This window comes from Mesorhizobium sp. M0139 (assembly GCF_040322455.1).
Taxonomy (GTDB): domain Bacteria; phylum Pseudomonadota; class Alphaproteobacteria; order Rhizobiales; family Rhizobiaceae; genus Mesorhizobium.
In genome coordinates this window covers 278,401-301,942 of the sequence record NZ_JAMYTN010000009.1, presented here as the reverse complement: position 1 = coordinate 301,942, position 23,542 = coordinate 278,401, and the positions used below count along the sequence as shown (strand labels likewise).

At 62.2% G+C, this 23,542-nt stretch carries 22 protein-coding genes and 1 pseudogene; 11 read left to right on the top strand and 12 right to left on the bottom strand.

The window, feature by feature from the left end:
• Window positions 1–24: 24 nt before the first annotated feature.
• From NKJ58_RS17990 to nhaA, 3 genes are all read left to right on the top strand, one after another.
• Window positions 25–1,350, top strand: coding sequence for an ActS/PrrB/RegB family redox-sensitive histidine kinase (locus NKJ58_RS17990; protein ID WP_352518597.1), 1,326 nt, complete (start codon window positions 25–27; stop codon window positions 1,348–1,350).
• Window positions 1,351–1,436: 86 nt separating this feature from the next.
• On the top strand, window positions 1,437–2,000 hold the full coding sequence (locus tag NKJ58_RS17985; protein ID WP_352518568.1) for an ActR/PrrA/RegA family redox response regulator transcription factor: 564 nt from the start codon (window positions 1,437–1,439) through the stop codon (window positions 1,998–2,000).
• Window positions 2,001–2,360: 360 nt separating this feature from the next.
• The gene (gene nhaA / locus NKJ58_RS17980; protein ID WP_352518567.1) at window positions 2,361–3,548 is read left to right on the top strand and encodes a Na+/H+ antiporter NhaA; all 1,188 of its coding nucleotides are present in this window, start codon (window positions 2,361–2,363) and stop codon (window positions 3,546–3,548) included.
• Between the two features lie 53 nt (window positions 3,549–3,601).
• On the opposite strand, the gene NKJ58_RS17975 is transcribed toward nhaA, so the two are convergent.
• Entirely contained in the window at window positions 3,602–4,102 is a 501-nt protein-coding gene (locus NKJ58_RS17975) for an MmcB family DNA repair protein (protein WP_352518566.1), read from the bottom strand.
• Window positions 4,103–4,551: 449 nt separating this feature from the next.
• Between NKJ58_RS17975 and NKJ58_RS17970 the strand changes: the two genes are divergently transcribed.
• On the top strand, window positions 4,552–5,142 hold the full coding sequence (locus NKJ58_RS17970) for a Rha family transcriptional regulator (RefSeq protein WP_352518565.1): 591 nt from the start codon (window positions 4,552–4,554) through the stop codon (window positions 5,140–5,142).
• Between the two features lie 135 nt (window positions 5,143–5,277).
• Here the strand turns inward: NKJ58_RS17970 and NKJ58_RS17965 are convergent, their stop codons facing one another.
• Window positions 5,278–5,460, bottom strand: a complete 183-nt coding sequence (locus NKJ58_RS17965) for a hypothetical protein (RefSeq protein WP_023703116.1) — start codon at window positions 5,458–5,460, stop codon at window positions 5,278–5,280.
• 299 nt (window positions 5,461–5,759) lie between these two features.
• Here NKJ58_RS17965 and NKJ58_RS17960 point away from each other — a divergent pair, with 299 nt between their 5' ends.
• Window positions 5,760–6,380 (top strand): winged helix-turn-helix domain-containing protein, encoded by a 621-nt coding sequence (locus NKJ58_RS17960; protein WP_023834374.1) that lies wholly within the window; start codon window positions 5,760–5,762, stop codon window positions 6,378–6,380.
• Window positions 6,381–6,477: 97 nt separating this feature from the next.
• On the opposite strand, the pseudogene NKJ58_RS17955 reads toward NKJ58_RS17960, so the two are convergent.
• Window positions 6,478–7,430 (bottom strand): annotated as a pseudogene (locus tag NKJ58_RS17955) (IS1595 family transposase).
• Here NKJ58_RS17955 and NKJ58_RS17950 point away from each other — a divergent pair.
• Window positions 7,429–7,857 carry a hypothetical protein gene (locus NKJ58_RS17950; protein ID WP_023828574.1) on the top strand — a complete coding sequence of 143 codons (429 nt, stop codon included), beginning with the start codon at window positions 7,429–7,431 and terminating at the stop codon, window positions 7,855–7,857. The pseudogene NKJ58_RS17955 and the gene NKJ58_RS17950 sit on opposite strands and share 2 nt — an antisense overlap.
• 259 nt (window positions 7,858–8,116) lie before the next feature.
• Here NKJ58_RS17950 and cueR read toward each other — a convergent pair whose 3' ends face one another.
• Window positions 8,117–8,536, bottom strand: a complete 420-nt coding sequence (cueR, locus tag NKJ58_RS17945; RefSeq protein ID WP_023703112.1) for a Cu(I)-responsive transcriptional regulator — start codon at window positions 8,534–8,536, stop codon at window positions 8,117–8,119.
• A 238-nt stretch (window positions 8,537–8,774) separates the two neighbouring features.
• Here cueR and NKJ58_RS17940 point away from each other — a divergent pair, with 238 nt between their 5' ends.
• Window positions 8,775–9,392: a L,D-transpeptidase gene (locus tag NKJ58_RS17940; RefSeq protein ID WP_023692663.1), complete on the top strand. Its 618-nt coding sequence runs from the start codon at window positions 8,775–8,777 to the stop codon at window positions 9,390–9,392.
• A gap of 182 nt (window positions 9,393–9,574) precedes the next feature.
• Here NKJ58_RS17940 and NKJ58_RS17935 read toward each other — a convergent pair whose 3' ends face one another.
• The 6 genes from NKJ58_RS17935 to NKJ58_RS17910 form a co-directional block, all read right to left on the bottom strand.
• The gene (locus NKJ58_RS17935) at window positions 9,575–10,144 is read right to left on the bottom strand and encodes a NifU family protein (RefSeq protein ID WP_023685140.1); all 570 of its coding nucleotides are present in this window, start codon (window positions 10,142–10,144) and stop codon (window positions 9,575–9,577) included.
• A gap of 201 nt (window positions 10,145–10,345) precedes the next feature.
• On the bottom strand, window positions 10,346–10,837 hold the full coding sequence (locus NKJ58_RS17930) for a universal stress protein (protein WP_023672856.1): 492 nt from the start codon (window positions 10,835–10,837) through the stop codon (window positions 10,346–10,348).
• Between the two features lie 101 nt (window positions 10,838–10,938).
• On the bottom strand, window positions 10,939–12,006 hold the full coding sequence (gene trpS / locus NKJ58_RS17925; RefSeq protein WP_023672858.1) for a tryptophan--tRNA ligase: 1,068 nt from the start codon (window positions 12,004–12,006) through the stop codon (window positions 10,939–10,941).
• 172 nt (window positions 12,007–12,178) lie between these two features.
• Window positions 12,179–13,786, bottom strand: a complete 1,608-nt coding sequence (gene murJ / locus NKJ58_RS17920; protein WP_352518564.1) for a murein biosynthesis integral membrane protein MurJ — start codon at window positions 13,784–13,786, stop codon at window positions 12,179–12,181.
• Between the two features lie 76 nt (window positions 13,787–13,862).
• Window positions 13,863–16,658: a [protein-PII] uridylyltransferase gene (locus NKJ58_RS17915; RefSeq protein WP_352853553.1), complete on the bottom strand. Its 2,796-nt coding sequence runs from the start codon at window positions 16,656–16,658 to the stop codon at window positions 13,863–13,865.
• 33 nt (window positions 16,659–16,691) lie between these two features.
• The gene (locus tag NKJ58_RS17910; RefSeq protein WP_023685136.1) at window positions 16,692–17,534 is read right to left on the bottom strand and encodes a glycosyltransferase family 25 protein; all 843 of its coding nucleotides are present in this window, start codon (window positions 17,532–17,534) and stop codon (window positions 16,692–16,694) included.
• Between the two features lie 176 nt (window positions 17,535–17,710).
• On the opposite strand from NKJ58_RS17910, the gene NKJ58_RS17905 reads away from it, so the two are divergent.
• The 4 genes from NKJ58_RS17905 to NKJ58_RS17890 all read left to right on the top strand — a co-directional run bounded on the left by NKJ58_RS17905 (window position 17,711) and on the right by NKJ58_RS17890 (window position 22,394).
• On the top strand, window positions 17,711–20,218 hold the full coding sequence (locus NKJ58_RS17905) for a heavy metal translocating P-type ATPase (protein WP_352518563.1): 2,508 nt from the start codon (window positions 17,711–17,713) through the stop codon (window positions 20,216–20,218).
• A 43-nt stretch (window positions 20,219–20,261) separates the two neighbouring features.
• On the top strand, window positions 20,262–20,645 hold the full coding sequence (gene copM / locus NKJ58_RS17900) for a CopM family metallochaperone (protein ID WP_023685134.1): 384 nt from the start codon (window positions 20,262–20,264) through the stop codon (window positions 20,643–20,645).
• 92 nt (window positions 20,646–20,737) lie between these two features.
• Window positions 20,738–21,583, top strand: a complete 846-nt coding sequence (locus NKJ58_RS17895; RefSeq protein WP_023738122.1) for an aldo/keto reductase — start codon at window positions 20,738–20,740, stop codon at window positions 21,581–21,583.
• 52 nt (window positions 21,584–21,635) lie between these two features.
• Window positions 21,636–22,394, top strand: a complete 759-nt coding sequence (locus NKJ58_RS17890; protein WP_245260384.1) for an MBL fold metallo-hydrolase — start codon at window positions 21,636–21,638, stop codon at window positions 22,392–22,394.
• Between the two features lie 4 nt (window positions 22,395–22,398).
• Here NKJ58_RS17890 and NKJ58_RS17885 read toward each other — a convergent pair whose 3' ends face one another.
• Window positions 22,399–22,953, bottom strand: a complete 555-nt coding sequence (locus NKJ58_RS17885; protein ID WP_023685131.1) for a TetR/AcrR family transcriptional regulator — start codon at window positions 22,951–22,953, stop codon at window positions 22,399–22,401.
• Window positions 22,954–23,019: 66 nt separating this feature from the next.
• Entirely contained in the window at window positions 23,020–23,484 is a 465-nt protein-coding gene (locus NKJ58_RS17880) for a nuclear transport factor 2 family protein (RefSeq protein WP_023715575.1), read from the bottom strand.
• Window positions 23,485–23,542: the final 58 nt, after the last annotated feature.

The window sequence follows — 23,542 nt, the reverse complement described above, 5'->3', positions numbered from 1 at the left end:
CTTTCCCGGCTATAATCCTTGGCCATGATCAACATCGTGCACGCGCCAGACTTCCAGCAAAGCCAGCGGCTGCGCCTCAACACGCTGATCCGGCTGCGCTGGCTGGCCATCGTGGGCCAGAGCCTGGCGGTGCTGGTGATCGCCTATGGGCTCAAATTCCCGCTGCCAGTCAGCCTCTGCTTCGCGCTGGTCGCCTGCTCGGCCTGGCTCAACCTGGTGCTGACCTTCCGCTATCCGGCAGCGCACCGGCTGACCCCGTTCTCAGCCTTTTTCATCCTGACCTTCGACAGCCTGCAGCTTGCCGGCCTGCTCTATTTGACTGGCGGCCTCACCAACCCGTTCTCGGTGCTGATGACCGTGCCCGTCGTCATCTCGGCGGCCTCGCTGCCGCTGCGGCTGACTGCGGTGCTCGGCGCGCTGGTCATGGCGGCGGCCACGTTGCTGGTCTTCTTCCACCAGCCGCTGCCATGGTATGAGGGCGCGCCTCTGCCCATGCCATTCATCTATGTCGCCGGCATATGGATGGCGGTGTTTTCCTCGATCGCCTTCACTGCCATCTATGCCTTCCGCGTTGCCGAGGAAGCCCGCCTGCTCGCCAATGCGCTTGCCGCCACCGAACTGGTGTTGCAGCGCGAGCAGCATCTGTCGGCTCTGGATGGGCTTGCCGCCGCCGCCGCGCACGAACTCGGCACGCCGCTCGCCACCATCGCCCTTGTCTCCAAGGAGATGGAAAAGGCACTTGGCGACGACCCAAAATACGGTGAGGACGTCAAACTTCTGCGGTCGCAGAGCGAGCGCTGCCGCGAGATCCTGAAGCGGCTGACCAGCCTGTCCTCCGAGGGCGAGGCGCATCTGTCGCGTCTGCCGCTGACCTCGCTGGTCGAGGAGGTGACCGCGCCGCACCGCGATTTCGGCATCTCGATCAAGCTTCGGCCGGGCGAGCGCGTCGGCCCCGAACCGGTGGGACGGCGCAACCCCGGCGTCATCTACGGCCTCGGCAATCTGGTCGAGAACGCCGTCGACTTCGCCCGCAACAGTGTGACGGTGCGATGGAGCTGGGACGAACTCGACGTCACCTTCTCGATCATCGATGACGGGCCGGGCTTTCCCCCCGAAATCATCGATCGCATCGGCGAGCCCTATATGTCGACACGCCAGGGCAACGAGGCTGGCGGTGGCCTGGGTCTCGGGCTGTTCATCGCCAAGACCTTGCTCGAACGCTCCGGCGCCACGCTCGATTTCCGCAATTCGAGCGGACTGGGCGAGGGCGCCATCGTGCAGATATCGTGGCCCCGCACCGTCTTCCTCAACCCGGAATCGGTGGGGATCTCGATGTTCGACACCGCGTAAAAGCCTTGGCGGAGGCGGCAAAATTGGACAATGGCGTTCAGGAACTATATCTGCGTAAAATTAAGGCAGCAGGATTTTTTAAGATAATGACTGGCGAAGAAGCAATTGGCGCAATGGTCGAAGGCGAGGACACCTCGCTGCTCATCGTTGACGACGACAAGCCGTTCCTGACGCGGCTGGCCCGCGCCATGGAAACCAGGGGTTTCGTGGTCGACACGGCCGAGAGCGTCGAGGAGGCAGTGGCCAAGGCGCGCGCCCACCCGCCGGCCTATGCGGTGGTCGACATGCGGCTTGGCGACGGCAACGGCCTCGACGTCGTCGCCGCCATCCGCGAGAAGCGCGACGATGCCCGCACCGTCATCCTCACCGGCTACGGCAACATCGCCACCGCGGTGACCGCGGTGAAGCTCGGCGCCATCGACTATCTGTCGAAGCCGGCTGACGCCGACGACGTGTTTGCAGCGCTCACCCGCACCGCCGGCGAGCGCGCCGCCCCCCCGGAAAATCCGATGTCGGCCGACCGCGTGCGCTGGGAACACATCCAGCGCGTCTACGAAATGTGCGACCGCAACGTGTCGGAAACCGCGCGCCGGCTCAACATGCATCGCCGCACGCTGCAGCGCATACTCGCCAAGCGCGCACCACGCTGAGGTTCACGCGCCGGCGGCGCCGGCCGCCAATTGCCGAACCTCAGCGCTGCCCCTCACCTGCCTGCCGGCATCCTCTCCCCGTATAGAGACGGGGGAGAGGGGCGCTCTCATCGCCGGTTTCGCCAATCGCCGGCGTTGCAGGAGACGACGGCGAGGCTGAAGCTGCTGTCCAGCCGATAGATGGGTAACACTTTGAACCGGATACATAGGTGACACTTCTCTCCCCCTATGGGTCCGCCGCAGCGCCACGCGGATTGGTTGGGGCCGCGCCAACGCTGGAAACAGTTGCGCTTGCCGTGCCATCGACCTTTGCCCATCATCGGCAATAACGCCGCCGGAAAACCCGGCAACGGAGCACAGATGCGCGACAAGCAGCCGAAATCCATCCTTCGCGAATTCCTCGACGGCGAGGCGGCGGGCGGCATCATCCTGATGGTTGCGGCAGCCCTTGCGCTGATCGTCGCCAATTCACCATTGGCCGGAACCTATTTCGCCGCTCTCCACGCCTATCTCGGCCCGCTCAGCGTGTCGCACTGGATCAATGATGGGCTGATGGCGGTGTTCTTCCTGCTGGTCGGCCTCGAGATCAAGCGCGAGATGCTCGACGGTCAGCTCTCGACCTGGCCGCGCCGCGTGTTGCCGGGCGTCGCCGCCGCCGGCGGCATGCTGGTTCCCGCGCTGGTCTATGTCGCCATCAACCGCAACAACGCCGCCGCGCTCTCCGGCTGGGCGATCCCGACCGCCACCGACATCGCCTTTGCGCTCGGCGTACTGTCGCTGCTCGGCAACCGCGTGCCGGCGTCGCTCAAGATCTTTCTCACCGCGCTCGCCATCATCGACGATCTCGGCGCCGTCATCATCATCGCCATCTTCTACACAAGCGGCTTGTCGCTCGCCTATCTCGGCGCCGCCTTCGCCGTCATCGCGGTGCTCATCGTGCTCAACCGTATGCGGGTGACGAGGCTGACGCCCTACCTAGTGCTCGGCGCCGTGCTGTGGGTGCTGGTGCTGAAATCGGGCGTGCATGCCACGCTGGCCGGCGTCGCGCTGGCGCTCACCATTCCGCTGAAAATCTCTGACGGCAGCGGCCACGATCTCGACCATTCGCCGTTGCACCGGCTTGAACACGGCCTGCACAAGATCGTGCCCTTCTTCGTCATCCCGATCTTCGGCTTTGCCAATGCCGGCGTGTCGCTGGCCGGCCTCAGCGCCTCTGCCCTGGTCGAGCCGCTGACGCTCGGCGTTGCCGCTGGCCTGGTGCTGGGGAAGCTGGTCGGCGTCTTCGGCTCGTCCGCGCTTGCCATCCGGCTCGGCTTCGCCGACCTGCCGGTCAATGCCGGCTGGCTGCACATGATCGGCATTTCGCTGCTCTGCGGCATCGGCTTCACCATGAGCCTGTTCATCGGCCTGCTCGCCTTCGCCAACGACATGGCGCTGCAGGACGCCGTCAAGGTCGGCATCCTGGCGGGGTCCTTCGTTGCAGCGCTGCTGGGTGCCGCCGTGCTCCTGATGGCGCCGGCGGCAGGGGTGGAGGAGGTGGTGGAGTAGGTGTTCTTGGGTTCCTCGCCCCCGCAAAGCGGGGCGAGGAACTTGAGCTTCGTCTACTCGCTCTCTCCCGCCAGCGCCGGCACCGCCACACCCGCCAGCTCCGCCGCCAGCAGCCGCGCCGCACCCGCCCGTGCAATGCGCAGCATCAACGCCTTGCGCGTTGCTGCGGCCATGCGGTGCTCGGGCGCATCGCGCAGAATCTCGGCGCCGTAGCCGTCGGAGAGGATGAAGCCGCATTCCTCGGGGAAGATCTCCGATGGCACGCCCGGATGGGTGGCGAAGAAGAAGCGGTCGGAGTGCAGCCGGTAATCAGGCCATTTGCGGTCGACGCGAAAATCCTCGATCGAGGATTTGATCTCGATGATCCAGATGTCGCCCTGCCTGGTCAGCGCCACAAGGTCGGCGCGCCGCCCGGTGGCCAGCGACAGTTCGGGCAGCACATGCATGCCCATTTGCATAAGCAGCCGCTGCACGCCACGCCGCACCAGCATGGCGCGTTCGGACTGGCGGCCGTCGATCAGCGGATTGAGGGGAATCGGTGAAATGATCGGCATGGCAGCCACCATGCCAGATTTTGTTCACGGTTTGAACCCTGTGTGACTAGGCGATTATCCGGTTGACAAACCCAAAGTGAAATAGGATTATATGCCTGACAGGCCGGCGCAGGGGACAATTCAGGCCCTGCTATCAATCTTTAATATATAACTCAAAAAAGGATACAATTATTCCAATAATTACGGCGATATGAAGTGCTATATAGACGTATAGCAGAGGTTTTCTATCGGTCTTTTTCCACCTATTTGTTCTGATATCTAAAAGACTGAAATATATAAATATCATGACTGGCGTTGCAGCAAAAAGAAACATCGGAAGTGGCACGGAGCGCCTCAAAGAATCTATGGAACGCGAAGCATACCGTGTGCAATTTCCGAAAGCTACCCAGCCGTAGGGGAATAGAGCCACCTGTGCTAATGTTGCCGCCTTGGGCAACGGGGGCACCGCGATGGTTGATTCTGGTGAGCAACAGTTGACGATGTTCGATGCGATGAAGTTGTTGAACTTCACCGACGAGCGCTTGTTTGTTGACTCTTTGGCCGTGGCGGAACGGTTCGGCAAATTACACAAAAATGTCCTTCGCGATGTCGAAGGCATTGAATGCTCAGAGGAATTTTATCGGCTCAACTTTGAGCCGATTGAATACGAGGATAATCGTGGCCGCCTTCAGCCTATGTTCCGCATGACGCGGGATGGGTTCTCGTTGCTAGTTATGGGCTTTACCGGCCCTAGGGCAATGCGCTGGAAAGAGCGCTATATCCAAGCGTTCAATATGATGGAGGCGGAGCTTCTCCGCCGTAGCATCGAACGCGCTGAAACTCGGGGCCGAAGCAAAACTATCCGAATTGCCGCAACCAATTCCTACAAGGAGCATGGTGCGACGGAGTGGTTCCACTATTCGAATAACACCGATGCGATTTACCAAATCATGTTCGGCGGGACGGCAGCCCAACTGCGGACGAAATGGAAGCTCCCCGGTAAGTGCAATGTCCGCGACCATCTATCCACCGACCAGCTAAACATGGTCATCCAGGGTTGAAGGTGCGGTTACCCTTCAACTTGAAGCGAGGAAAATCTCAAACCCCGATGACCAAGTCGCAGTCGTCAAACACGTCGCAACTGGCTATAAGGCGCTGATCGATGCGCCGATTCAAACCACACGGCGCATTGGGGCCTAGTCCTTGGCTTCCTCTCGCTTCCGGCGCACCAGTTCTTTTATCTGCTCATTGGTGAGCTTCGGTGCGTGGGCGATCTTGTTCACCACGGCTTCAAAGGCGGCGTCTGACTGATCGGTTTTCAGTTCGCCGGCGGCTTCCCGGAACTTCTCGACTTGCGACTTCGGCTGCTTGGATTCCATCACAGGATGTCCTGCTTGAGTTTTGAGTGGGTTTCGTAGCGGCCAACCCTAGCGCTGCTTGTTTATTCCAGCGACTCATGCGATAAGGGCTGTGTGGAGTTCGTGGCCCCACACAGCCCTTTAACCTCAACCCAGCCCGGTAGGCCAAGAGACGAGGAGGTTGCAAAGAAGATGACGGTCAGAATAGCAGGAGGGGGTCCACGACCCCTGATGTCCCACTGAAAGCCGCCAGTCGGCTGCTTCGCAGTCAGTATCGACGGCTTCCCGTATAGCACCACTAAGCTCTGGGAGCAACAAAAATGTCTGTGGAATCAATGGCCACTGACCCGTACGAGGTTGTGCTTAATGATCTCCGGGCCAAGAAGGCTCAAATAGAACAAGCCATTAGCGCCATCGAAGCGATCCGTGGCGGAACCCCATCCGGCTCTTATTTGACGGCGGCTTCGGTCGCCCCCACGGGGCAAAATTCGGACATTGATTCGCCGGGGGCCTTCTTGGGAATGTCCATTGTCGACGCTGCTAAAAAGTTGCTGGCGGCCAAGCGTCAACCTTTGCGCAATCCCGACATTGCTGCCGCATTCAAGCGTGGCGGCCTCGCAATGAACTCCAAAGATGCCGTCAACACCATTGGTTCGGTCCTTACACGCCGCGCTAATGATGTTGGCGATCTCGTGAAGGTTGACCGCGGAACTTGGGGTCTCAAAGAATGGTATCCCAACAGGAGTTTCAAGAAGGGCGTTCCTGTCGAGAAGGGTGAGGTAGTTGCACGGCCACTCCTATCGGACGAGGAATTCCTCGGTGATAGCCGCATGCTTTCCTTAGACCAGCTTGCCAAGCTTAAGGCAGCCGGCATGACCGAGGAAGAACTTCGGGCAATGCCAAAAGACGAAGCCGACCAATATCTGGACTTGCTCTCATAGCAAAGCCGGGGTTCATCGCCCCGGCTTCGTGTGCCTCGCATATCGCCAGTAGGGCAATTCGAGTTGCACCGCCTTCCGGAAATGCGTCCGCTTCTCGTCAAGCAGGTCTATGATAGGTGAGGCGCTTACCAGCGGCACCCTTCAACGCGATGAAAGTGCGGGTGCCGTCATCAACACCCTGGCAATGCGGTTGCTGTAGCGGAAGTCGAACTCAGCGAGGTAGCGGTGCAGATGGTGTTCGCCGCAATGCTGATAGACGCCTTTCATGCCGCGCTTGAAAATCGAATAGAAGCCTTCCACGGTGTTCGTGTGGATGGTCTTCTCGCCTTCGTAGCGCACGTACTCGTCCTTGGAATGCGTGACGACATCGTGCGAGGCGAAATCCTGGCTGGCACGGCGATAGATGCCGCTTTCGTCGCTCATCAATGCGCTCTCGCGAGCGATGTTGGCGCGAACGATTGGCATGACGTTGCCCATGCGGGCCGTATCGACGTGGAAGGAACGGGCGCGGCCACCACGCTCTACCAGCGTAACGACCGTGTTCTTGTGAGCGCCACCGCCACGTTTGACGGGAGCGTTAGCGAGACGGCCAATGTAGGTCTCGTCAACTTCTACGGTCTTGCCGTTGCCGCCAAGCGGGGAGAAGTCGCCAGATGCCATTGCAAGGCGAATGCGGTGGCACAGGAACCAAGCGGTCTCATACTTGCATTCGAGTATGCGGTGCATCTGGTGAGCGCTGATGCCCTTCTTAGAGGCACACATAAGGTGGATAGCCTGAAGCCACTTGGTGAGCGGCATATGGCTTTCCTCAAAGATCGAACCCATACGGACGGTGAACTGCGAGCGGCAAGCGCTGCACTTGTACAGGCCGTGACGCTCGACACCATTGGGGTTCTTCTTGGACGGCTTGGTGCGAACGCCCTTCAATGCGTAGTGGCGATCAACAGAGCCGCACTTGGGGCAAACCGGACCATTCGGCCACAAGATGCCTTCCACATGCTCGAAAGCCTTGGCTTCGTCGTGGAACTCGGGGCGGGACAGAACGGACATGGAAATCTCCTATGCCCTTACCCCGCGTAATCACTTTGGGTTTGTCAACCGGATAATCGCCTGTGACCATGGCGATCGTATGGTTGACAAACCCATAGGCGAATTTTCTCTCGCAATGATAAGAAGCACGGTCCTTGGCACGAGGGGAGACACCATGGGGTTTTTGGGATTCATCAACCGGCTTTTCCCCGCGACCGAAGAGTTGCGCCGGTACTCAGCGATCGCGGGTCCCTATTCATTCATGTTTCTGGTGAAGCGCATCCCAGCCGAAAACCGGAAATTCGTACGCTTCCGCCTCAGCCATATGGGAGCGGTCCAGGATAGTTACACATTCAGCGTCGAGGAGTTCGGTTCCCTCGTTGATGCCGTCCTGAAGACAAAGGCAGAGCTAGATGACCCACTGCTCACGAGCGCTACCCAGCCGTAGGGGAATGGCGGCAATTATACGGTTGACAGAACCGAGGCTACGACTTGATCCGAGCGCCTTCCGCGATCGCACCATATCTGTATCGGCGCGGTCTGGTATTGCTCCGGAACGCCCCTGCGTCCGCCGATCAACTTCCGTTCTTAGCTATAAGGCGGCCGGACTAAAGTCTTGCGCCGGGAACGCAAAGGTCTGATGTAACCGCTTTGGTTCCGTTCTTGTCCCTTGGACGTTCCCGTATTTTAGTCAGTCGAGATACTACCTATATGGCCGAAGCCGGCCTGTTCTCGAGCAGCGCAGCCCCCGCAATGTCATCCAAAATCGGGCAATCCGGCCGGTCGTCACCATGGCAGGCCTGGATCAGCGTCTGCAAGGTCGTGCGCATCGACTGCAGCTCGCGCACCTTTTCCTCGATGGCGCTGACATGGGCGGCGGCGATCTCGCGCACATCGTGGCTGGCGCGGCTGCGGTCCCGGTAGAGCGCCATCAGCTGCCGGCAATCGTCGATTGAAAAGCCGAGGTTGCGAGCGCGGCGCAGGAAGGCTAGCCGATGGATGTCGTCGCTGGAATAATCGCGATAGCCATTGCCGGCGCGCGCCGGGGCGATCAGGCCGATCTCTTCATAGTAGCGGATGGTCTTGGCCGGCAGGCCGGACCGCGCCGCGGCATCGCCTACATTCATTGTTATTCCTCGATGTGGTTCCCTGATTCTAGGCTATCCGACAGGACCGACCATTGTTTTTCCTTCACAATCCCGTGAGTCCTGTTGCCGAAATGCCATAGTTGCCGGCTTACCGGCACGTAAGCTCCTGCATATAGGCATCGCGCGCTTGGCAAGCAAAGCAAATGCCAGCATGAATGATTTCAGGAAAAGCGGCCGTAACGTGTCGCGACATCTTGGTGGGGCATCGGACCATTTCATGCGCATGAAGTCATTTGCAATCGTCGCCGCACTTGCGTTGTCGGCCGCGATCTCGGGTTGCAGCACGATCGGCTCTCAGCTGTTCACCAACAACTACGGTTCGGTGAACGATGCAGGCTACCAACTGCCGCGCATCCCGATCGAGAGGGTGCCGCTGAAGTACCACCGGCAAGAGGTAAACTACGACACCTCGGAAAAGCCGGGCACCATTGTCGTCGATACTCAGAACAAGTTTCTCTACTTCGTCGAAGGCGACGGCCGGGCGATCCGCTACGGCATCGGCGTCGGCCGCGAAGGCTTTGAATGGCACGGGACCGCCCATATCGCGCTGAAGCGCGAATGGCCGACCTGGACGCCGCCGCGGCAGATGATCCAGCGCCAGCCGGAGCTAGCGAAGTTCGCGAGCGGCATGGAGCCGGGCCTGAAGAACCCGCTCGGCGCGCGCGCCATGTATCTGTTCAACAAGGGCGGTGATATGGGCTACCGCCTGCACGGCAGTCCGGAATGGAATTCGATCGGCAAGGCGATGTCGTCAGGCTGCATCCGGCTGATGAACCAGGACATCATCGACCTCTACGACCGCACGTCGGTCGGCGCCAAGGTCATCGTGATGTAGGACCATGATCCGGAACCGAGGTCCACGAAAGCGAAAAGTGGAACCGGTTTTCGGGAAGATCATGGTCAAAGTAGGCGTTACCCTTCGTACGCGGACCGTCTAGGCAACAACGGACGTCCAAAACAGAAAACCGGGCAATCTGGCCCGGTTTTTTGTTGCTCGCTCGAATGCGTGAAGGGGTCTTAGGAGACCTGCTCGACCTGCTGTACTTCCGGCACGAAGTGGCGGAGCAGGTTCTGGATGCCGTGCTTCAGCGTCGCCGTCGAGGACGGGCAGCCGGCGCAGGCGCCCTTCATGTGCAGGAACACGGTGCCGTTCTCGAAGCCGCGGAAGGTGATGTCGCCGCCATCCTGGGCAACCGCCGGGCGCACCCTGGTGTCGAGCAGTTCCTTGATGGTGATGACCAGTTGCTCGTCAGCCTTGTCGTAGAATTCGCCGGTCTGGCTGGTCTCGGCGGCGGGGCCGGCGTTGACCATCACGGGCGCGCCCGACATGAAATGCTCCATGATGGCGCCCAGGATCGCCGGCTTCAGGTGCTGCCAGTCCGGGCCGTCCTTGGTCACGGTGATGAAGTCATAGCCGAAGAAGACGCCGGTCACGCCGGGGATCTCGAACAGCCGGCCGGCCAGCGGCGAGGCGCTGGCTGCACTGTCGGCGTCGCGGAAATCGGCGGTGCCTTCAACAAGGACTTCCTTGCCGGGCAGGAACTTCAGCGTTGCCGGGTTCGGCGTCGATTCGGTCTGGATGAACATGGCCGTCTCCGTGCCCCAGTCGGGCAGCTAGTTTGGAATAGTTCTAAATAGGCTCAATCTGCTGGACATTCAAGCGAAACGCGTCGCTCAAAACGGCTGGCTGGCGGAATGTCTTTGCTGGCTGGGGATGAATCCCGCGCGGGCTATAAATCCAGGATCGTGATGTTATCCGAACCGCTTCACACTTTCCGGCATCACTCTCTATGCGAGGCTGTCGATCTCCTCGTCGGAAAGGTTCTGCGGCACCACTGTGACGGGAATAGGGAAGGCGGCGCCCTTGCCGGCAACAGCCCCGACCAGCGGCCCGGGTCCTTCCTTGCCGGCACCTGCCGCCAGCACCAGGATGGCGATGTCCTGGTCTTCCTCGATCAGCTTGTGGATCTCTTCGGTCGGCTTGCCTTCGCGCACCACCATCTCGGGCTCGATGCCGAGCTTCTGGCGCACCTTGTTGGCGTAGCCGTCGAGTGCCGCGCGCGCCGTGGCGTTGGCTTCCTCGCGCATGATCTTCTCGACGCCCAGCCAGTGCTGAAAGTCGTCCGGTGTGATGATGTAGAGCAGCACCAGCGTGCCGCTGGTGCTCTGCGCCCGCTTGGAGGCGTACGCGACGGCGCGCTCGCACTCCGGCGTGTCGTCGATGATCGTCAGGAATTTCCTGCGATGGCCGGCTTCGCGACTGAGGCGTTTGGAGACCATGTCTATCTACTCGATGTTTTCGGCCGCAATCTGCCACCGCGACAGACCGGCGGCAAGCCGCCGGCCTTGGGCCAGAATGGTGCGGTGCACTGACGGTAGGATCAGCCCTGCAACAGGCCGATAATGTCGCGTACCGTCTTCATGGTGGTCTCAGCCAGCGCGCCGGCGCGTTCGCCGCCGTCTCTCAGCACCGCGTCGACATAGGCGCGGTCGCCCTCGATACGGCGCATCTCGCCGGCGATCGGCGCCAGTTTTTCCACGGCAAGGTCGGCGAGCGCCGGCTTGAACACGGAAAACTGCTGGCCGCCGAATTCCTTCAGCACGTCCGCCTTCGACATCTCGGCCAGCCCGGCATAGATGCCGACCAGGTTTTCCGCTTCCGGGCGGCTTTCCAGTCCGTCGACTTCGCTTGGCAACGCTTCCGGGTCGGTCTTGGCCTTGCGGATCTTCTTCGAGATGGTGTCGGCATCGTCGGTCAAATTGATGCGCGACAGGTCGGACGGGTCCGACTTCGACATTTTCTTCGAACCGTCGCGCAGGCTCATGATGCGCGCCGCCGGCCCGCCGATCACCGGTTCGGTTATCGGGAAGAACCCGTTTACCGTCTCCTCGCCAACCTGCATCTCGACGCCGACGCCAAGACTGGCGATGCGGCTCGAAAAATCATTATTGAACTTTTGCGCGATGTCGCGGGTCAGCTCCAGATGCTGCTTTTGGTCCTCGCCCACCGGCACATGGGTCGCGCGGTAGAGCAGGATGTCGGCCGCCATCAGCGAGGGATAGGCAAGCAGGCCCAGCGAGGCGTTCTCGCGGTCCTTGCCGGCCTTGTCCTTGAACTGCGTCATCTTGTTCATCCAGCCGATGCGCGCCACGCAATTGAAGATCCAGGCAAGCTCGGCATGCTGCATCACCCGCGACTGGTTGAAGACGATGTGCTTCTTCGGGTCGATGCCGGAGGCAAGGAAGGCCGCGGTAATCGAGCGGGTCTGGTCGGCGAGGTCGTCATGGACGAGTTGTGCCGTCAGCGAATGCAGGTCGACGACGCAATAGATGCAGTCTGACGTGTCCTGCAGGGCGACGAATTTCTTGATGGCGCCGAGATAGTTGCCGAGATGCAGATTGCCGGTCGGCTGTACCCCGGAAAAGACGAGCTGTTTGAAGGCGGTCATGGGTTCCTCATGGCTTGTGGAGGGCCGTATAAGCGTGATTCCGAAAAGTTGCAGACTTTTCGGAGCCAATCACGCGGCTGGAAACCACGCGCGGCGAAAGTCTTGCGACGGCGCGCTTATGGACGAAGGGGCGGAGAGGATCAAGATCGATGTTGCTGTTAGCTCGCCCGGACTATTCGTCCAGATCGGCCTTTGGCGCTGGCGCCGCTGCCTTGCCCGAGCCGCGTTTCACATTGCGCCGGATCATTCCGAAATCGGCGCCGCCGGTGGCAAAGGCCGTGATGAAGTAGAGCAGAGCCCCGCCGGCTACCAATGAGAGAAGCGTCACGGCCTTGATCACCAGTGGCGAGCCGGGGCCGAGCCTGACGGCCAGCCAGTGCTCGGCGAAATAGAGCGCCACCGCCATCACCGCAGCCGACAGCACCAGGCGCGGAATGCGCTTCAGCAATGGCACGTCGCGGCCCCAATGGCCGCGTCGGATCAGCACGGCGAGCAGCATCACAGCGTTGACCCAGCCGGCCACGGCCGAGGCCACCGCAATGCCGGGCGCGCCCATGCTCGGGAACAGCGTCAGTGCCGTGATCACGTTCACGCCGACCGAAATGGCGGCGAACATCATCGGCGTGCGCGTATCTTCGCGGGCGAAATAGCCGGGAGTGAAGGCCTTGATCAGCACGAAGGCCGGCAGGCCGAGGCCGAAAATCGCCAGGATCGCGGCCACGGTCGGCGTCGAGCCGTTGGCGGCGAAGGCGCCGCGCTCATAGACCAGCCGCACGATCGGCTCCGCCATTACCCAAAGGGCCGCCGCCGCCGGCAAGGTCATGAACAGCGTGAACTCGACCGAGCGGTTCTGCAGATTGGCCGCCTCGACCAGATTGCCCGATTTCAGCGCCCGCGACAGCTCCGGCAACAGCACGATGGCGACGGCAACGCCGACGACGCCGAGCGGCAGCTGGTAGATGCGGTCGGCGTAAGCAAGCGAGGACACGGCGCTGTCCTGCGCCGACGCGATCGCCGTGCCGATCAGCTGGTTGATCTGGGTGATGCCGCCGGTGATCGCCGCCGGCAGCGCCAGGATCAGCAGGCGCTTGACGTTGGGCGTCATCTTCGGCCGGCGAAAGCCGATGGCGATGCCGGCATTGCGCACCGCCACCCAGACGATGGCAAGCTGCACCAGCCCCGCCGCCAGCACGCCCCAGGACAGGCTGAAACCGACCTCACGGGCATCCATGCCGTGGTACCAGGCGTAGCCGAGCACGCTGATCAGGATGATGTTGAGGAAAGCCGGCGCCACGGCAGCCGCGAAATAGCGGCGCAGCGAATTTAGCATGCCGGCCATCATCGCTGCGAGCGACATGCAGATGAGATACGGGAACATGATCGTCGCCAGCAGGACGGTCGTCTCGAATTTGCCCGGCGTGTCGGCAAAGCCCGGCGCCACGAGATAGCGCACGATCAGCGGCATCGCCAATTCCATGACGATGGTCAGCGCCAGAAGTGCGGTGAACAGGACGCCGAACACTTCCTCCGAAAAGCGCTTGGCGCCGTCGGTGCCGTGGGTCTCGATCTCCTTGGCAAACAGCGGCACGAAGGCGGCGTTGAAAGCGCCTTCGGCAAACAGCCGGCGAAACGTGTTTGGAAACTGGAAGGCGGCGTTGAAGGCGTCCGCCACCGGCCCGGTGCCGAGTGCGGCAGCCATCAGCATCTCGCGGCCAAAGCCAAGGGCGCGGCTCATCAGCGTGCCGGACGCAACCGTGGCGAATTTCTTGACGAGGCTCATGCGCGGGGAGATTGCCTGGATGGTTGGGACAAAGGGGATGATTGGGACAAAGGGGGTGATTGGGACAAAGTGATGGTCACTCGGCCGCCGCCTTGGCCTTGCCGCCGCGCTCTGGGACAACGCCTTCAAGCGCCGCGATCAGCCTGGCGTGGATGGTGGCGGTGCGTGCCGGGTTGTCGATCTTCTGCCCCGTAAGGTCGGTGACATAGAAAGTGTCGATCACCTTCTCGCCGAAGGTGGTGATGTGAGCCGAGGCGATGTCGAGCGAGAGATCGGACAACGCACTGGTGATTTCCGACAACAGCCCAGGCCGGTCCAGTCCCTCGACCTCGATCACCGAAAACCGGTTCGACAGCGTGTTGCGGATTTCGGCGCGCGGCGGAATCTTGAACACCTTGGCGCCGCGCCGCGGCCGGGTGCGCTTCTCGATCATCTCCGGCAGCCAGCTCTTGCCCGACAGCACGTCCTCGATCAGCCGGCCGACGCGCTCGGCGCGACGGCGCTCATCCTCATCGCGGTCGAATTCCCGTGAGATCAGGATGATGTCCAGCGCGCGGCCGTCGGACGTGGTGAAGATCTGCGCGTCGACGATGTTGCCGCCGGCTCCCGCGCAGGCGCCGGCAATGACCGAAAGCAGGCGCGGATGATCCTGCGCCAACACGGTGATCTCGGTCACCGCCTCGAATTGGTGGGTCCTGACCACGGTGGCGAGCTTCTTGCCTGCCGCGTCGGCTTCGCGAATGAATTCGGCATGGCGCAGCTGATCGGGGCGGTCGACCGTCAGCAGATAGTTCTCGTAATGCAGGCCGACATAGCGCTTGCGGGCCTTGTCCGGCCAATCGGCCAGCGCCTCGGCCAGCCGCTCGCGCGCCGCCGCCGTCCGCTTGGCGCGCGACACTTCCGAGAAGCCGCCGGTCAAAAGCAGTTCGGTCTCGTAGTAGAGCGTGCGCAGGAGCTGGCCCTTCCAGCCGTTCCACACGCCCGGCCCGACACCCCTGATGTCGCAGACGGTCAGGATCAACAGCATTTTTAGCCGCTCAACCGATTGCACGATCGAGGCGAAATCCTCGATCGTCTTGCGGTCGTTGAGGTCGCGCGTCTGCGCCGTCATCGACATCACCAGATGGTTCTCGACCAGCCAGGCGACTGTCTCGGTGTCGGCCGCCGACAGCCCCATATGCGGGCAGATGCGGCGCGCGATCCGGGCGCCGGCCTCTGAGTGATCCTCCGGCCGGCCCTTGGCGATGTCGTGCAGCAGCACCGCGACATAGAGCGCCTCGCGGCTCTTCTCTAGCCCCGGCATCAGCGTGTGCGAGAGCGGATGCACCTTTTCGCCGTCGCCGCGCTCGATCTCGGCCAAGACGCCGATGCAGCGGATCAGGTGCTCGTCCACCGTATAGTGGTGGTACATCGAGAACTGCATCATGGCGACTATTCTGCCGAAATCGGGGATCAGCCTGCCGAGCAGGCCGGCCTCGTTCATGCGCCGCAAATTAAGCTCGGCATTGCGGTCCGAGGTCAGGATGTCGAGGAACAGCCGGTTGGCCTCCTCGTCGCGCCGCAGCGACTTGTTGACCAGACCGAGCGAGCGGGTGAGCAGCTTCAGCGCATCGGGATGGAACTCCAGCCCGTGCTTGTCGGCGAACCAGAACAGCCTGAGCAGATTGACCGGGTCGCGCTCGAACACGCTGTCGTCGGCGACGTTGATGCGGTGATTGTCGACAATGAAGTCCGACGTGCCTGCCAGCTTGCGCTTGCGGCGCTGGAAGGTGAGGAAGATGCGGTTGAAGCCGGGCACATGCTTGGCCTGCTCTTCCTCGAGCGCGGCGCAGAAGATGCGGGTGAGGTCGCCGACATCCTTGGCGACGAGGAAGTAATGCTTCATGAAGCGCTCGACCGCCGACAGACCGGGATGGGTGGTGTAGCCCAGCCGTTCGGCGATCTCGCGCTGGATATCGAAATGCAGCCGTTCCTCTGGCTTGCCGGTGAGGAAATGCATGTGGCAGCGCACCGCCCACAGGAAGTCTTCGGCCTTCTGGAATTCGCGGTACTCGGCCTCGGTGAAGACACCTTTCTCGACCAATTCCTCGCCGGTGCGCACGCGATAGAAGTATTTGGCGATCCAGAACAGCGTCTGCAAATCGCGCAGGCCGCCCTTGCCGTCCTTGACGTTGGGCTCGACCAGATAGCGGCTTTCGCCGGCCTTGGCATGGCGATCGTCGCGTTCGGCGAGCTTGGCCTGCACATATTCCGGTCCGGTGGTGCGCACCACTTCATGGTCGAAGCGGGTGAGCAATTCGTCGAAGAGCTTCTGTTCGCCCCACAGGAACCGCGCTTCCAGGATCGTGGTGCGGATGGTGATATCGCTGCGCGACAGTCTGAGACACTCGTCGATGTTGCGGGTGGCGTGGCCAACCTTCAACCCGAGGTCCCACAGCATATAGAGCATATATTCGACGATCTGTTCGCCCCACGGCGTCTGCTTGTAGGGCAGCAGGAACAACAGGTCGATGTCGGAGCCCGGCGCCAGCGTGCCGCGGCCATAGCCGCCGACGGCAACGACCGCCATGCGCTCTGCGGTCGAGGGGCTTTTCACCCGGTAGACGTGGGTCGCGGCGAACTCGTAGAGGGCGCGGATGATCTCGTCCATCAGATGCGACAGCCGGGCGGCGCATGCCGTGCCGCTGCCATCGTCCATCAGCATGCGCTCGGCAACCTTGCGGCCCTCGGTCAGCCGATCCTTCAGCAGCCGGAGCGCACCGACGCGCGCGCCGGGCTCGGCGCCGCTGGCCGCCGAGATCAGCGCCGTCATGTCGCGGCGCAAAGCCTCGCTGTCGATCAGCGCGTCGAGCTTGAGGGAGATTTTTGCCATGGATTGCCGGTGGGCCTCGCCTTTGCGCGGCGTCTATAGCGCGTTTTCACGGCGCTGTGTATGGGGCGGACGGACGCGTCGGCCGCGATACCAGAAAGGGATGATCATCTCGCGCCGGAGCCGGAAGAGATCGGCGATCTGCCGCGTCAACCGCCTGGTCTCGATCCTTACCTTGGCGGTGATTGGCCTGGGGCGCCGTTTACCTATCCCGCTTGCCACCCATTCCTCTGTTCGCTCCTGCTTGAGCAGGCTTGGCAATCTCACCGGACTGTCGCCGAGGAATTGTGCCTGCAGGCACAATGCTGGGACGAGTTGGTAAATGACCTTGTCGGACGAGGTCGCAAAACGCGGATTGAAGATGAGGTGATCGACGGGAATGCTGATCTCATTCGTTGCCGCAAGAAGGTCCCGCGCGGCCTGTCTGGACAGGATGTATCCCGCCGTACCGATATGGAGCCCGTGCAGTCTGCTCGCAGAAAAACCGTGGCCGCAGGCAACTTGCTTGCGTGAAATTACGGTCCGGTTGAAGAACGTTTCCAACTTGACGATGTCCGCATCGGCGGGAATCCAGCCCGCATCGGCAAGCAAAGCGCCGGCTTTGTCCGGGAAAACGACATCGTCCTCGAAAATCGCCGCGTAAGCATCCTCACCTGCAGCGATCATCGACCAACACTGTTGGTGGCTGAGCAGGCATGCAATCTCGGCGTCGGCCAGACGCAAATGCTTCTTGCCCTGCGGCATTTCGGCCAGATCCGGCCGATCTCGCGCATCGATGGCGGCGACCCGCTCAAACGCGATGCCGATGCGGGCGAACTCCGCCGTTACATGGGCGAGGCGATCGCGGGACCGATCGAGATTGATAATCAGGCATTTCATTTGGGTGGGATCGATGCAGTGGGACGCGCGTCCATAGCATGGGAACAAAGTTGCGTAAGCGATTTTCCCTCGATGTGTGCGATGAGGGCCATGATCGAAAAGTGGAAATCGCCCCTTGACCTTCCAGTTACTGGAAGCACTACCCCCTCACCCAGACAGATATAAGGCATTTTTCGATGGCGCATTCCGAGCATCACCACCACGCGGCCGATGGCAGCTGCTGTGCGGCAAAGGCTGCTGAGCCGGCCGCCGAAGCCGTGGTGCGCGATCCGGTCTGCGGCATGAGCGTCGATCCGGCCGCGGGCAAGCCGACGGCCGAGCATGGCGGCCGTCTCTTTCACTTCTGCAGCGAGGGTTGCCGTACGAAATTCGTCGCCGGGCCCGAAAAATACCTGACCGCCACCGACCCCGTCTGTGGCATGAGTGTCGACCGCGCTACCGCCAGGCATTTTTTCCGCCACGAAGGCCAGGGTTTCTATTTCTGCTCGGCCGGCTGCCAGGCGAAGTTCGAGGCCGAGCCACAAAACTATCTCGGCGACAGGCCGGCGGCGTCGCCGGTGCCGAAAGGCACGCAATACACCTGCCCGATGCATCCCGAAGTGATAAGAGACAAGCCCGGCTCCTGCCCGATCTGCGGCATGGCGCTTGAGCCGATGGGCGTTCCCACTGGCGATGAGGGGCCGAACCCCGAACTGGTAGACTTCACCAGACGGTTCTGGGTCAGTGCGATGCTGTCCGTGCCGCTGCTGATCGTTGCCATGGCGCCGATGCTCGGCCTGACGTTCCAGGCGTTTGTCGACGAGCGCACGATGGTCTGGCTGGAATTCGCGCTGGCCAGCCCGGTGGTGCTGTGGGCGGCCTTCCCCTTCTTCCACCGCGGCTGGGATTCGCTGGTCAACCGCAGCCCCAACATGTGGACGCTGATTTCGCTGGGTGTGGGTGCGGCCTACCTCTACAGCGTCGTCGCCGCACTGTTTCCGGACATCTTTCCGCATCAGTTCCGTGGCCATGGCGGCACCGTCCCGGTCTATTTCGAGGCAGCTTCCGTCATCGTCGCGCTGGTATTCCTCGGTCAGGTGCTCGAATTGCGGGCGCGCGAAAAGACCGGCTCGGCCATCCGTGCGCTGCTCGACCTGGCGCCGAAGACGGCACGGCTGATCGGGGAGGACGGCTCCGACACCGACGTGCCGCTGGATGCGGTCAAGACCGGCGACCACCTGCGCCTCCGTCCGGGCGACGCCGTGCCGGTCGACGGCATCGTAACGGAAGGCCGTTCCTCCATCGACGAATCGATGATCTCGGGCGAGCCGCTGCCGGTCGAAAAAACGAAAGGCGATGCCTTGACCGGCGGCACGCTCAACAAGAACGGTTCGCTGATCATGCGCGCCGAAAAGGTCGGCTCCGAAACGACGCTTTCGCGCATCGTCGAGCTGGTCGCAAAGGCGCAGCGTTCGCGCGCGCCGATTCAAGGTTTAGCCGACCGCGTCTCCTTCTACTTCGTGCCGGCCGTCGTGCTGGTTGCGCTCGCGGCCTTTGCCGCCTGGGCGATCTTCGGTCCCGAACCCAGCTTGATCTTTGCCATCGTCTCGGCGGTCTCGGTGCTGATCATCGCCTGCCCCTGCGCGCTCGGCCTGGCGACGCCGATGTCGATCATGACCGCCACCGGGCGCGGGGCGCACGCGGGCGTGCTGATCAAGGACGCGGCCGCGCTTGAGCGCTTCGCTTCGGTCGACACGTTGATCGTCGACAAGACCGGCACCTTGACCGAAGGCAAGCCTCGCTTGACCGATGTCGTCGCTGCCGAAGGCCTGTCCGAGAATGAATTGCTGGCGCTCGCCGCCGGCCTGGAAAAAGGCTCGGAGCATCCGCTGGCCGAGGCCATTGTCGGCGGCGCCGGCGAACGCGGGCTGACGCTCGTCGAGGCCGGCGGCTTCGACGCCGTCACCGGCAAGGGCGTATCCGGCACGGTGTCTGGCAGGAAGGTTTCGCTCGGCAACGCCGCCATGATGGCCGACGTCGGCATCGACACCGCTTCCCTGTCGGCCAGGGCCGAGGCGCTGCAGGCAGAAGGCAAGACGGCGATGTTCGTTGCGGTGGACAAAAGACTGGCCGGCATTGTCGCGGTCGCCGATCCGGTCAAGGCAACGACAGCCGAGGCGATCAGGGCGCTGCACGACAGAGGGTTGCGGATCATCATGGCGACCGGCGACAATGAACGCACGGCGCGCGCCATCGCCAAAAGCCTTGGCATTGACGAGGTGCGCGCCGGCCTGCTGCCGGAACAAAAGGCCGCCCTTGTCGAGGAGTTGCGTGCGAAAGGTGCGGGCGTCGCCATGGCCGGCGACGGCGTCAACGATGCGCCGGCCTTGGCCAGCGCCGATGTCGGCATCGCCATGGGCACCGGCGCCGATGTCGCTGTCGAGAGCGCCGGCATTACGCTGGTCAAGGGCGATCTCAACGGCATCGTCAGGGCGCGAACGCTCGCCCAGGGGACTATCCGCAACATCCGCCAGAATCTGTTTTTCGCCTTCCTCTACAATGTGCTTGGCGTGCCGGTTGCTGCCGGCGTGCTCTATCCGCTCACCGGCACGCTTTTGTCGCCGATGCTGGCGGCGGCGGCCATGAGCCTGTCTTCGGTTTCGGTCATCGCCAACGCATTGCGGCTGCGGACGTTGAAACTCTGAGCAAAGCCCCCAGATACGAATTTCAATCAACAGGAGATCATGGATGACCTTGGCTAAGAAAATCGTGCTTTTGATGATGGCGGCGGGAATGCTGCTTGCCGTTTTCCTCGAAAGCGTCCCGGCGCAATCCGAAGAGATGAAACACGACATGGGCGCGATGGGGGCGCAAGGTCCTTCGACCGACGGCTACAAGGCGGCGATGGACAAGATGCACACCGACATGATGATCGAATATTCCGGCAATGCCGATGTCGATTTCGTGCGCGGCATGATCCCGCATCATCGGGGCGCGATCGACATGGCCAAGGTGGAACTCGCCAATGGCAAGGATCCCGAAATCCGCAAGCTGGCCGAAGATGTCATCGCCGCGCAGGAAGCCGAGATCGCCAAGATGCAGGCCTGGCTCGCCGCCCATCCGGCGAAGTAAGGCAGCAACGGCCATGCCGGAGAGATCCATTCTGGATTTCTCTCCGTGGTTGTGATGCCATTCACATCGATTACACGGCGCCAGGAGCCCACATGCCATCGACGATAAGAGCCACCACGCTGCCTTCGGGCGAGGCCGTCCAGGTGCTGGGACAGGGCACATGGAAGATGGGCGAAGATTCCCGCCGCCGCGCCGGGGAGGTCAATGCCCTGAAGCTCGGGCTGGACCTCGGCATGACGTTGATCGACACCGCTGAAATGTATGCCAGCGGCGGCGCCGAGGAGGTGGTGGCGGAAGCCATTGCCGGGCGCCGCGACGAACTCTTTCTTGTCTCCAAGGTATTGCCGTCCAATGCCTCGCGCACCGGCGTGGCGCGGGCCTGCGAAAACAGCTTGAAGCGCCTGCGCACCGACCGCATCGATCTCTATCTCCTGCATTGGCCGGGCAGTGTGCCTCTAGGCGAAACGGTCGACGCTTTCGAGGCGTTGAAGAAGGCCGGCAAGATCCGTCACTGGGGCGTCAGCAATTTCGACACCGACGAAATGGAGGAACTGACCGGTCTGTCGTCTGGCGATCATGTCCAGACCAACCAGGTACTCTACAATCTGTCGCGGCGCGGCCCCGAATTCGATCTCGTACCGTGGAGCCGGCAGCGCGGCATCCCGCTGATGGCCTATTCGCCGGTCGAGCAGGGCGCGCTGGCGCGCAATTCCAGGCTGGAAACCATCGCCGCCCGCCACAACGCCACGGCAGCACAGATCGCGCTTGCCTGGGTGATGGCGCAGCCCGGTGTCATCGCCATCCCGAAGGCGAGTAGCCAGGAGCATGTCCGCCAGAATTTTGCCGCGCTCGACATCGAGCTGACGGCCGAAGACCTCGCCGAACTCGACCGCGCCTTTCCACCGCCGACGCGCAAGCGCGGGCTGGAGATGATCTAGATTGGAACGGGTTTCGACCGGGTATCATCATACGGCGTATAGAGTCGGAGCCATGACGGTCACGTCGCTGCGCGACGGTTACGTCGACATGCCAATCAGGCGGCTGCGCCAGCCCGGAGACCGGACATTCGGTGACAACCTGCCCTCGCATGTACCGCTCGTCGACGGTGCGCTCAGGCTGTCGGTCAACGCCTTCGCCATCGATGACGGCGACGACATCACGCTGATCGACACAGGGGCTTCGAACGCCTGGCACCCGACAATGGGGCACCTGCCCGAGGCGCTGCGCGAGGCGAAGATCGCCACCGACCGGATTCGGACTGTTGCTTTCACCCACACCCATCTCGACCATATACACGGGCTCATCCTTGCCGATGGTGGCGACGGCTTCCCGCAGCTCTCTCGCCTGCTTGTCCCGCGCGCTGAGCTTGGCATGTTTCGCGACGTGGCGAGGCTGGAACGCTTCCACGATCGCGCCCAGCCTCTCGATGCTGGACAGCGCGTCAGCTCTGACATCGATACGATCGGCTCCGCTGGCCATGAAGCCGGCCACACTTGCTTTCGCGTTGTGAGCGCAGGCGAAACACTGTTGATCTGGGGCGACATCGTACATGTGCCGTCGCTTCAATTCGATCGACCCGAGATCACGTGGGAATTCGACGCAGACCAGCAGCAGGCGAGGGCAAGCCGGTTGCAAATGCTGGCGCTTGCGGCCAACAACGACTGCTACGTTGCCGGCGCGCATCTTGATTCGCCCGGCGTCGGCCGGGTTTTTCGAACCGAGACGGCTTTCCGCTTCGAGCCCTTGTAGCACTCTAGCCGAGCGCCGCCCGCGCCCGTCGCAACGCGCGCGAAAACACTGCGGTGTCGTCGAAGGCGCGCGCCAGCGTGAGCGCGCCCTGGATGGCGCCGACCGTTTCTTCGGCGAGTTCGTCCGCCCTGGCAGCGCTGTGCCCGCTTCGGGTCAGCGCTTCGGCAAGATGCGCCACCCAGCGGCCGAAATAGCTTTTGATCGCAATGGCGAAGAGGTCGCGGGATTCGTCCAGCGCGAAGGCGCCGATCAGGCACACTCGGCGTCCCGAGCGGAAATAGCTGTCGGTCGCTTCGAACATCCGATCGATGCCCGTGCGAGGGTAGGCCCTGTCCTGCAACGGCACGAAGACATTCTCCTCGAACCAGCCATCTATATGGGCAATGACAGCCGCCGCCATCTCTTCCTTGCCGCCGGGGAAGAAGTGGTAAAGGCTGCCTTTGCCTAGGCCGGTCGCCGCACCGATCCGCGCCAGGCTCGCCCCTTCATAGCCGTGTTCGCGGAAAACCTCGCCGATGATGGAGAGCAAATCGGCGCGATCGGGCGCGATCCTACGCATGCGCTAGTTTTTCCGCTTGAGCATGATCTTTGCCGAAAACCGCGACACAGTTCTAGGGATCACACTCTAAAGTCCGAGTTCGGTCAGGCCGGGATGGTCGTCCGGCCGGCGGCCGAGCGGCCAGTGATATTTGCGCTCACCCTCAGCGATCGGCAGGTCGTTGATGCTGGCGACGCGCCTACGCATCAGTCCATCCGCGTCAAATTCCCAATTCTCATTGCCGTAGGAGCGGAACCAGTGGCCACTGTCGTCGCGCCATTCATAGGCAAAGCGCACCGCGATGCGGTTGTCGTTCCAGGTCCAGACCTCCTTGATCAGCCGGTAGTCCAGCTCGCGCGCCCATTTGCGCGTGAGGAAGGAGACGATCTCATTTCTGCCCGAGACGAACTCGGCGCGGTTGCGCCAGGTGCTGTCTTGCGTATAGGCGAGCGAAACCCGTTCGGGATCGCGGCTGTTCCAGGCGTCTTCGGCCATGCGCGCCTTCTGCGCGGCGGTCTCGGCGGTGAAGGGCGGCAGCGGCGGACGGCTCATGTCATTCTCCCATCGGCAAAGGCGATGGCGAGCATTGTACCAAACGGTACAATTGGTC

Bases quoted from the DNA above. Each gene is read 5' to 3' on its own strand.
- NKJ58_RS17890 (WP_245260384.1), top strand. From the start codon at position 21,636: ATGACGGTCACGTCGCTGCGCGACGGTTACGTCGACATGCCAATCAGG.
- NKJ58_RS17985 (WP_352518568.1), top strand. From the start codon at position 1,437: ATGACTGGCGAAGAAGCAATTGGCGCAATGGTCGAAGGCGAGGACACC.
- NKJ58_RS17915 (WP_352853553.1), bottom strand. From the start codon at position 16,658: ATGGCAAAAATCTCCCTCAAGCTCGACGCGCTGATCGACAGCGAGGCT.
- cueR (WP_023703112.1), bottom strand. From the start codon at position 8,536: ATGAATGTAGGCGATGCCGCGGCGCGGTCCGGCCTGCCGGCCAAGACC.
- copM (WP_023685134.1), top strand. From the start codon at position 20,262: ATGACCTTGGCTAAGAAAATCGTGCTTTTGATGATGGCGGCGGGAATG.
- NKJ58_RS17970 (WP_352518565.1), top strand. From the start codon at position 4,552: ATGGTTGATTCTGGTGAGCAACAGTTGACGATGTTCGATGCGATGAAG.
- NKJ58_RS17950 (WP_023828574.1), top strand. From the start codon at position 7,429: ATGGAAATCTCCTATGCCCTTACCCCGCGTAATCACTTTGGGTTTGTC.
- NKJ58_RS17975 (WP_352518566.1), bottom strand. From the start codon at position 4,102: ATGCCGATCATTTCACCGATTCCCCTCAATCCGCTGATCGACGGCCGC.
- NKJ58_RS17885 (WP_023685131.1), bottom strand. From the start codon at position 22,953: ATGCGTAGGATCGCGCCCGATCGCGCCGATTTGCTCTCCATCATCGGC.
- trpS (WP_023672858.1), bottom strand. From the start codon at position 12,006: ATGACCGCCTTCAAACAGCTCGTCTTTTCCGGGGTACAGCCGACCGGC.
- NKJ58_RS17905 (WP_352518563.1), top strand. From the start codon at position 17,711: ATGGCGCATTCCGAGCATCACCACCACGCGGCCGATGGCAGCTGCTGT.
- NKJ58_RS17930 (WP_023672856.1), bottom strand. From the start codon at position 10,837: ATGGTCTCCAAACGCCTCAGTCGCGAAGCCGGCCATCGCAGGAAATTC.
- NKJ58_RS17990 (WP_352518597.1), top strand. From the start codon at position 25: ATGATCAACATCGTGCACGCGCCAGACTTCCAGCAAAGCCAGCGGCTG.
- NKJ58_RS17895 (WP_023738122.1), top strand. From the start codon at position 20,738: ATGCCATCGACGATAAGAGCCACCACGCTGCCTTCGGGCGAGGCCGTC.
- NKJ58_RS17880 (WP_023715575.1), bottom strand. From the start codon at position 23,484: ATGAGCCGTCCGCCGCTGCCGCCCTTCACCGCCGAGACCGCCGCGCAG.
- NKJ58_RS17935 (WP_023685140.1), bottom strand. From the start codon at position 10,144: ATGTTCATCCAGACCGAATCGACGCCGAACCCGGCAACGCTGAAGTTC.
- murJ (WP_352518564.1), bottom strand. From the start codon at position 13,786: ATGAGCCTCGTCAAGAAATTCGCCACGGTTGCGTCCGGCACGCTGATG.
- NKJ58_RS17940 (WP_023692663.1), top strand. From the start codon at position 8,775: ATGCGCATGAAGTCATTTGCAATCGTCGCCGCACTTGCGTTGTCGGCC.
- nhaA (WP_352518567.1), top strand. From the start codon at position 2,361: ATGCGCGACAAGCAGCCGAAATCCATCCTTCGCGAATTCCTCGACGGC.
- NKJ58_RS17965 (WP_023703116.1), bottom strand. From the start codon at position 5,460: ATGGAATCCAAGCAGCCGAAGTCGCAAGTCGAGAAGTTCCGGGAAGCC.
- NKJ58_RS17960 (WP_023834374.1), top strand. From the start codon at position 5,760: ATGTCTGTGGAATCAATGGCCACTGACCCGTACGAGGTTGTGCTTAAT.
- NKJ58_RS17910 (WP_023685136.1), bottom strand. From the start codon at position 17,534: ATGAAATGCCTGATTATCAATCTCGATCGGTCCCGCGATCGCCTCGCC.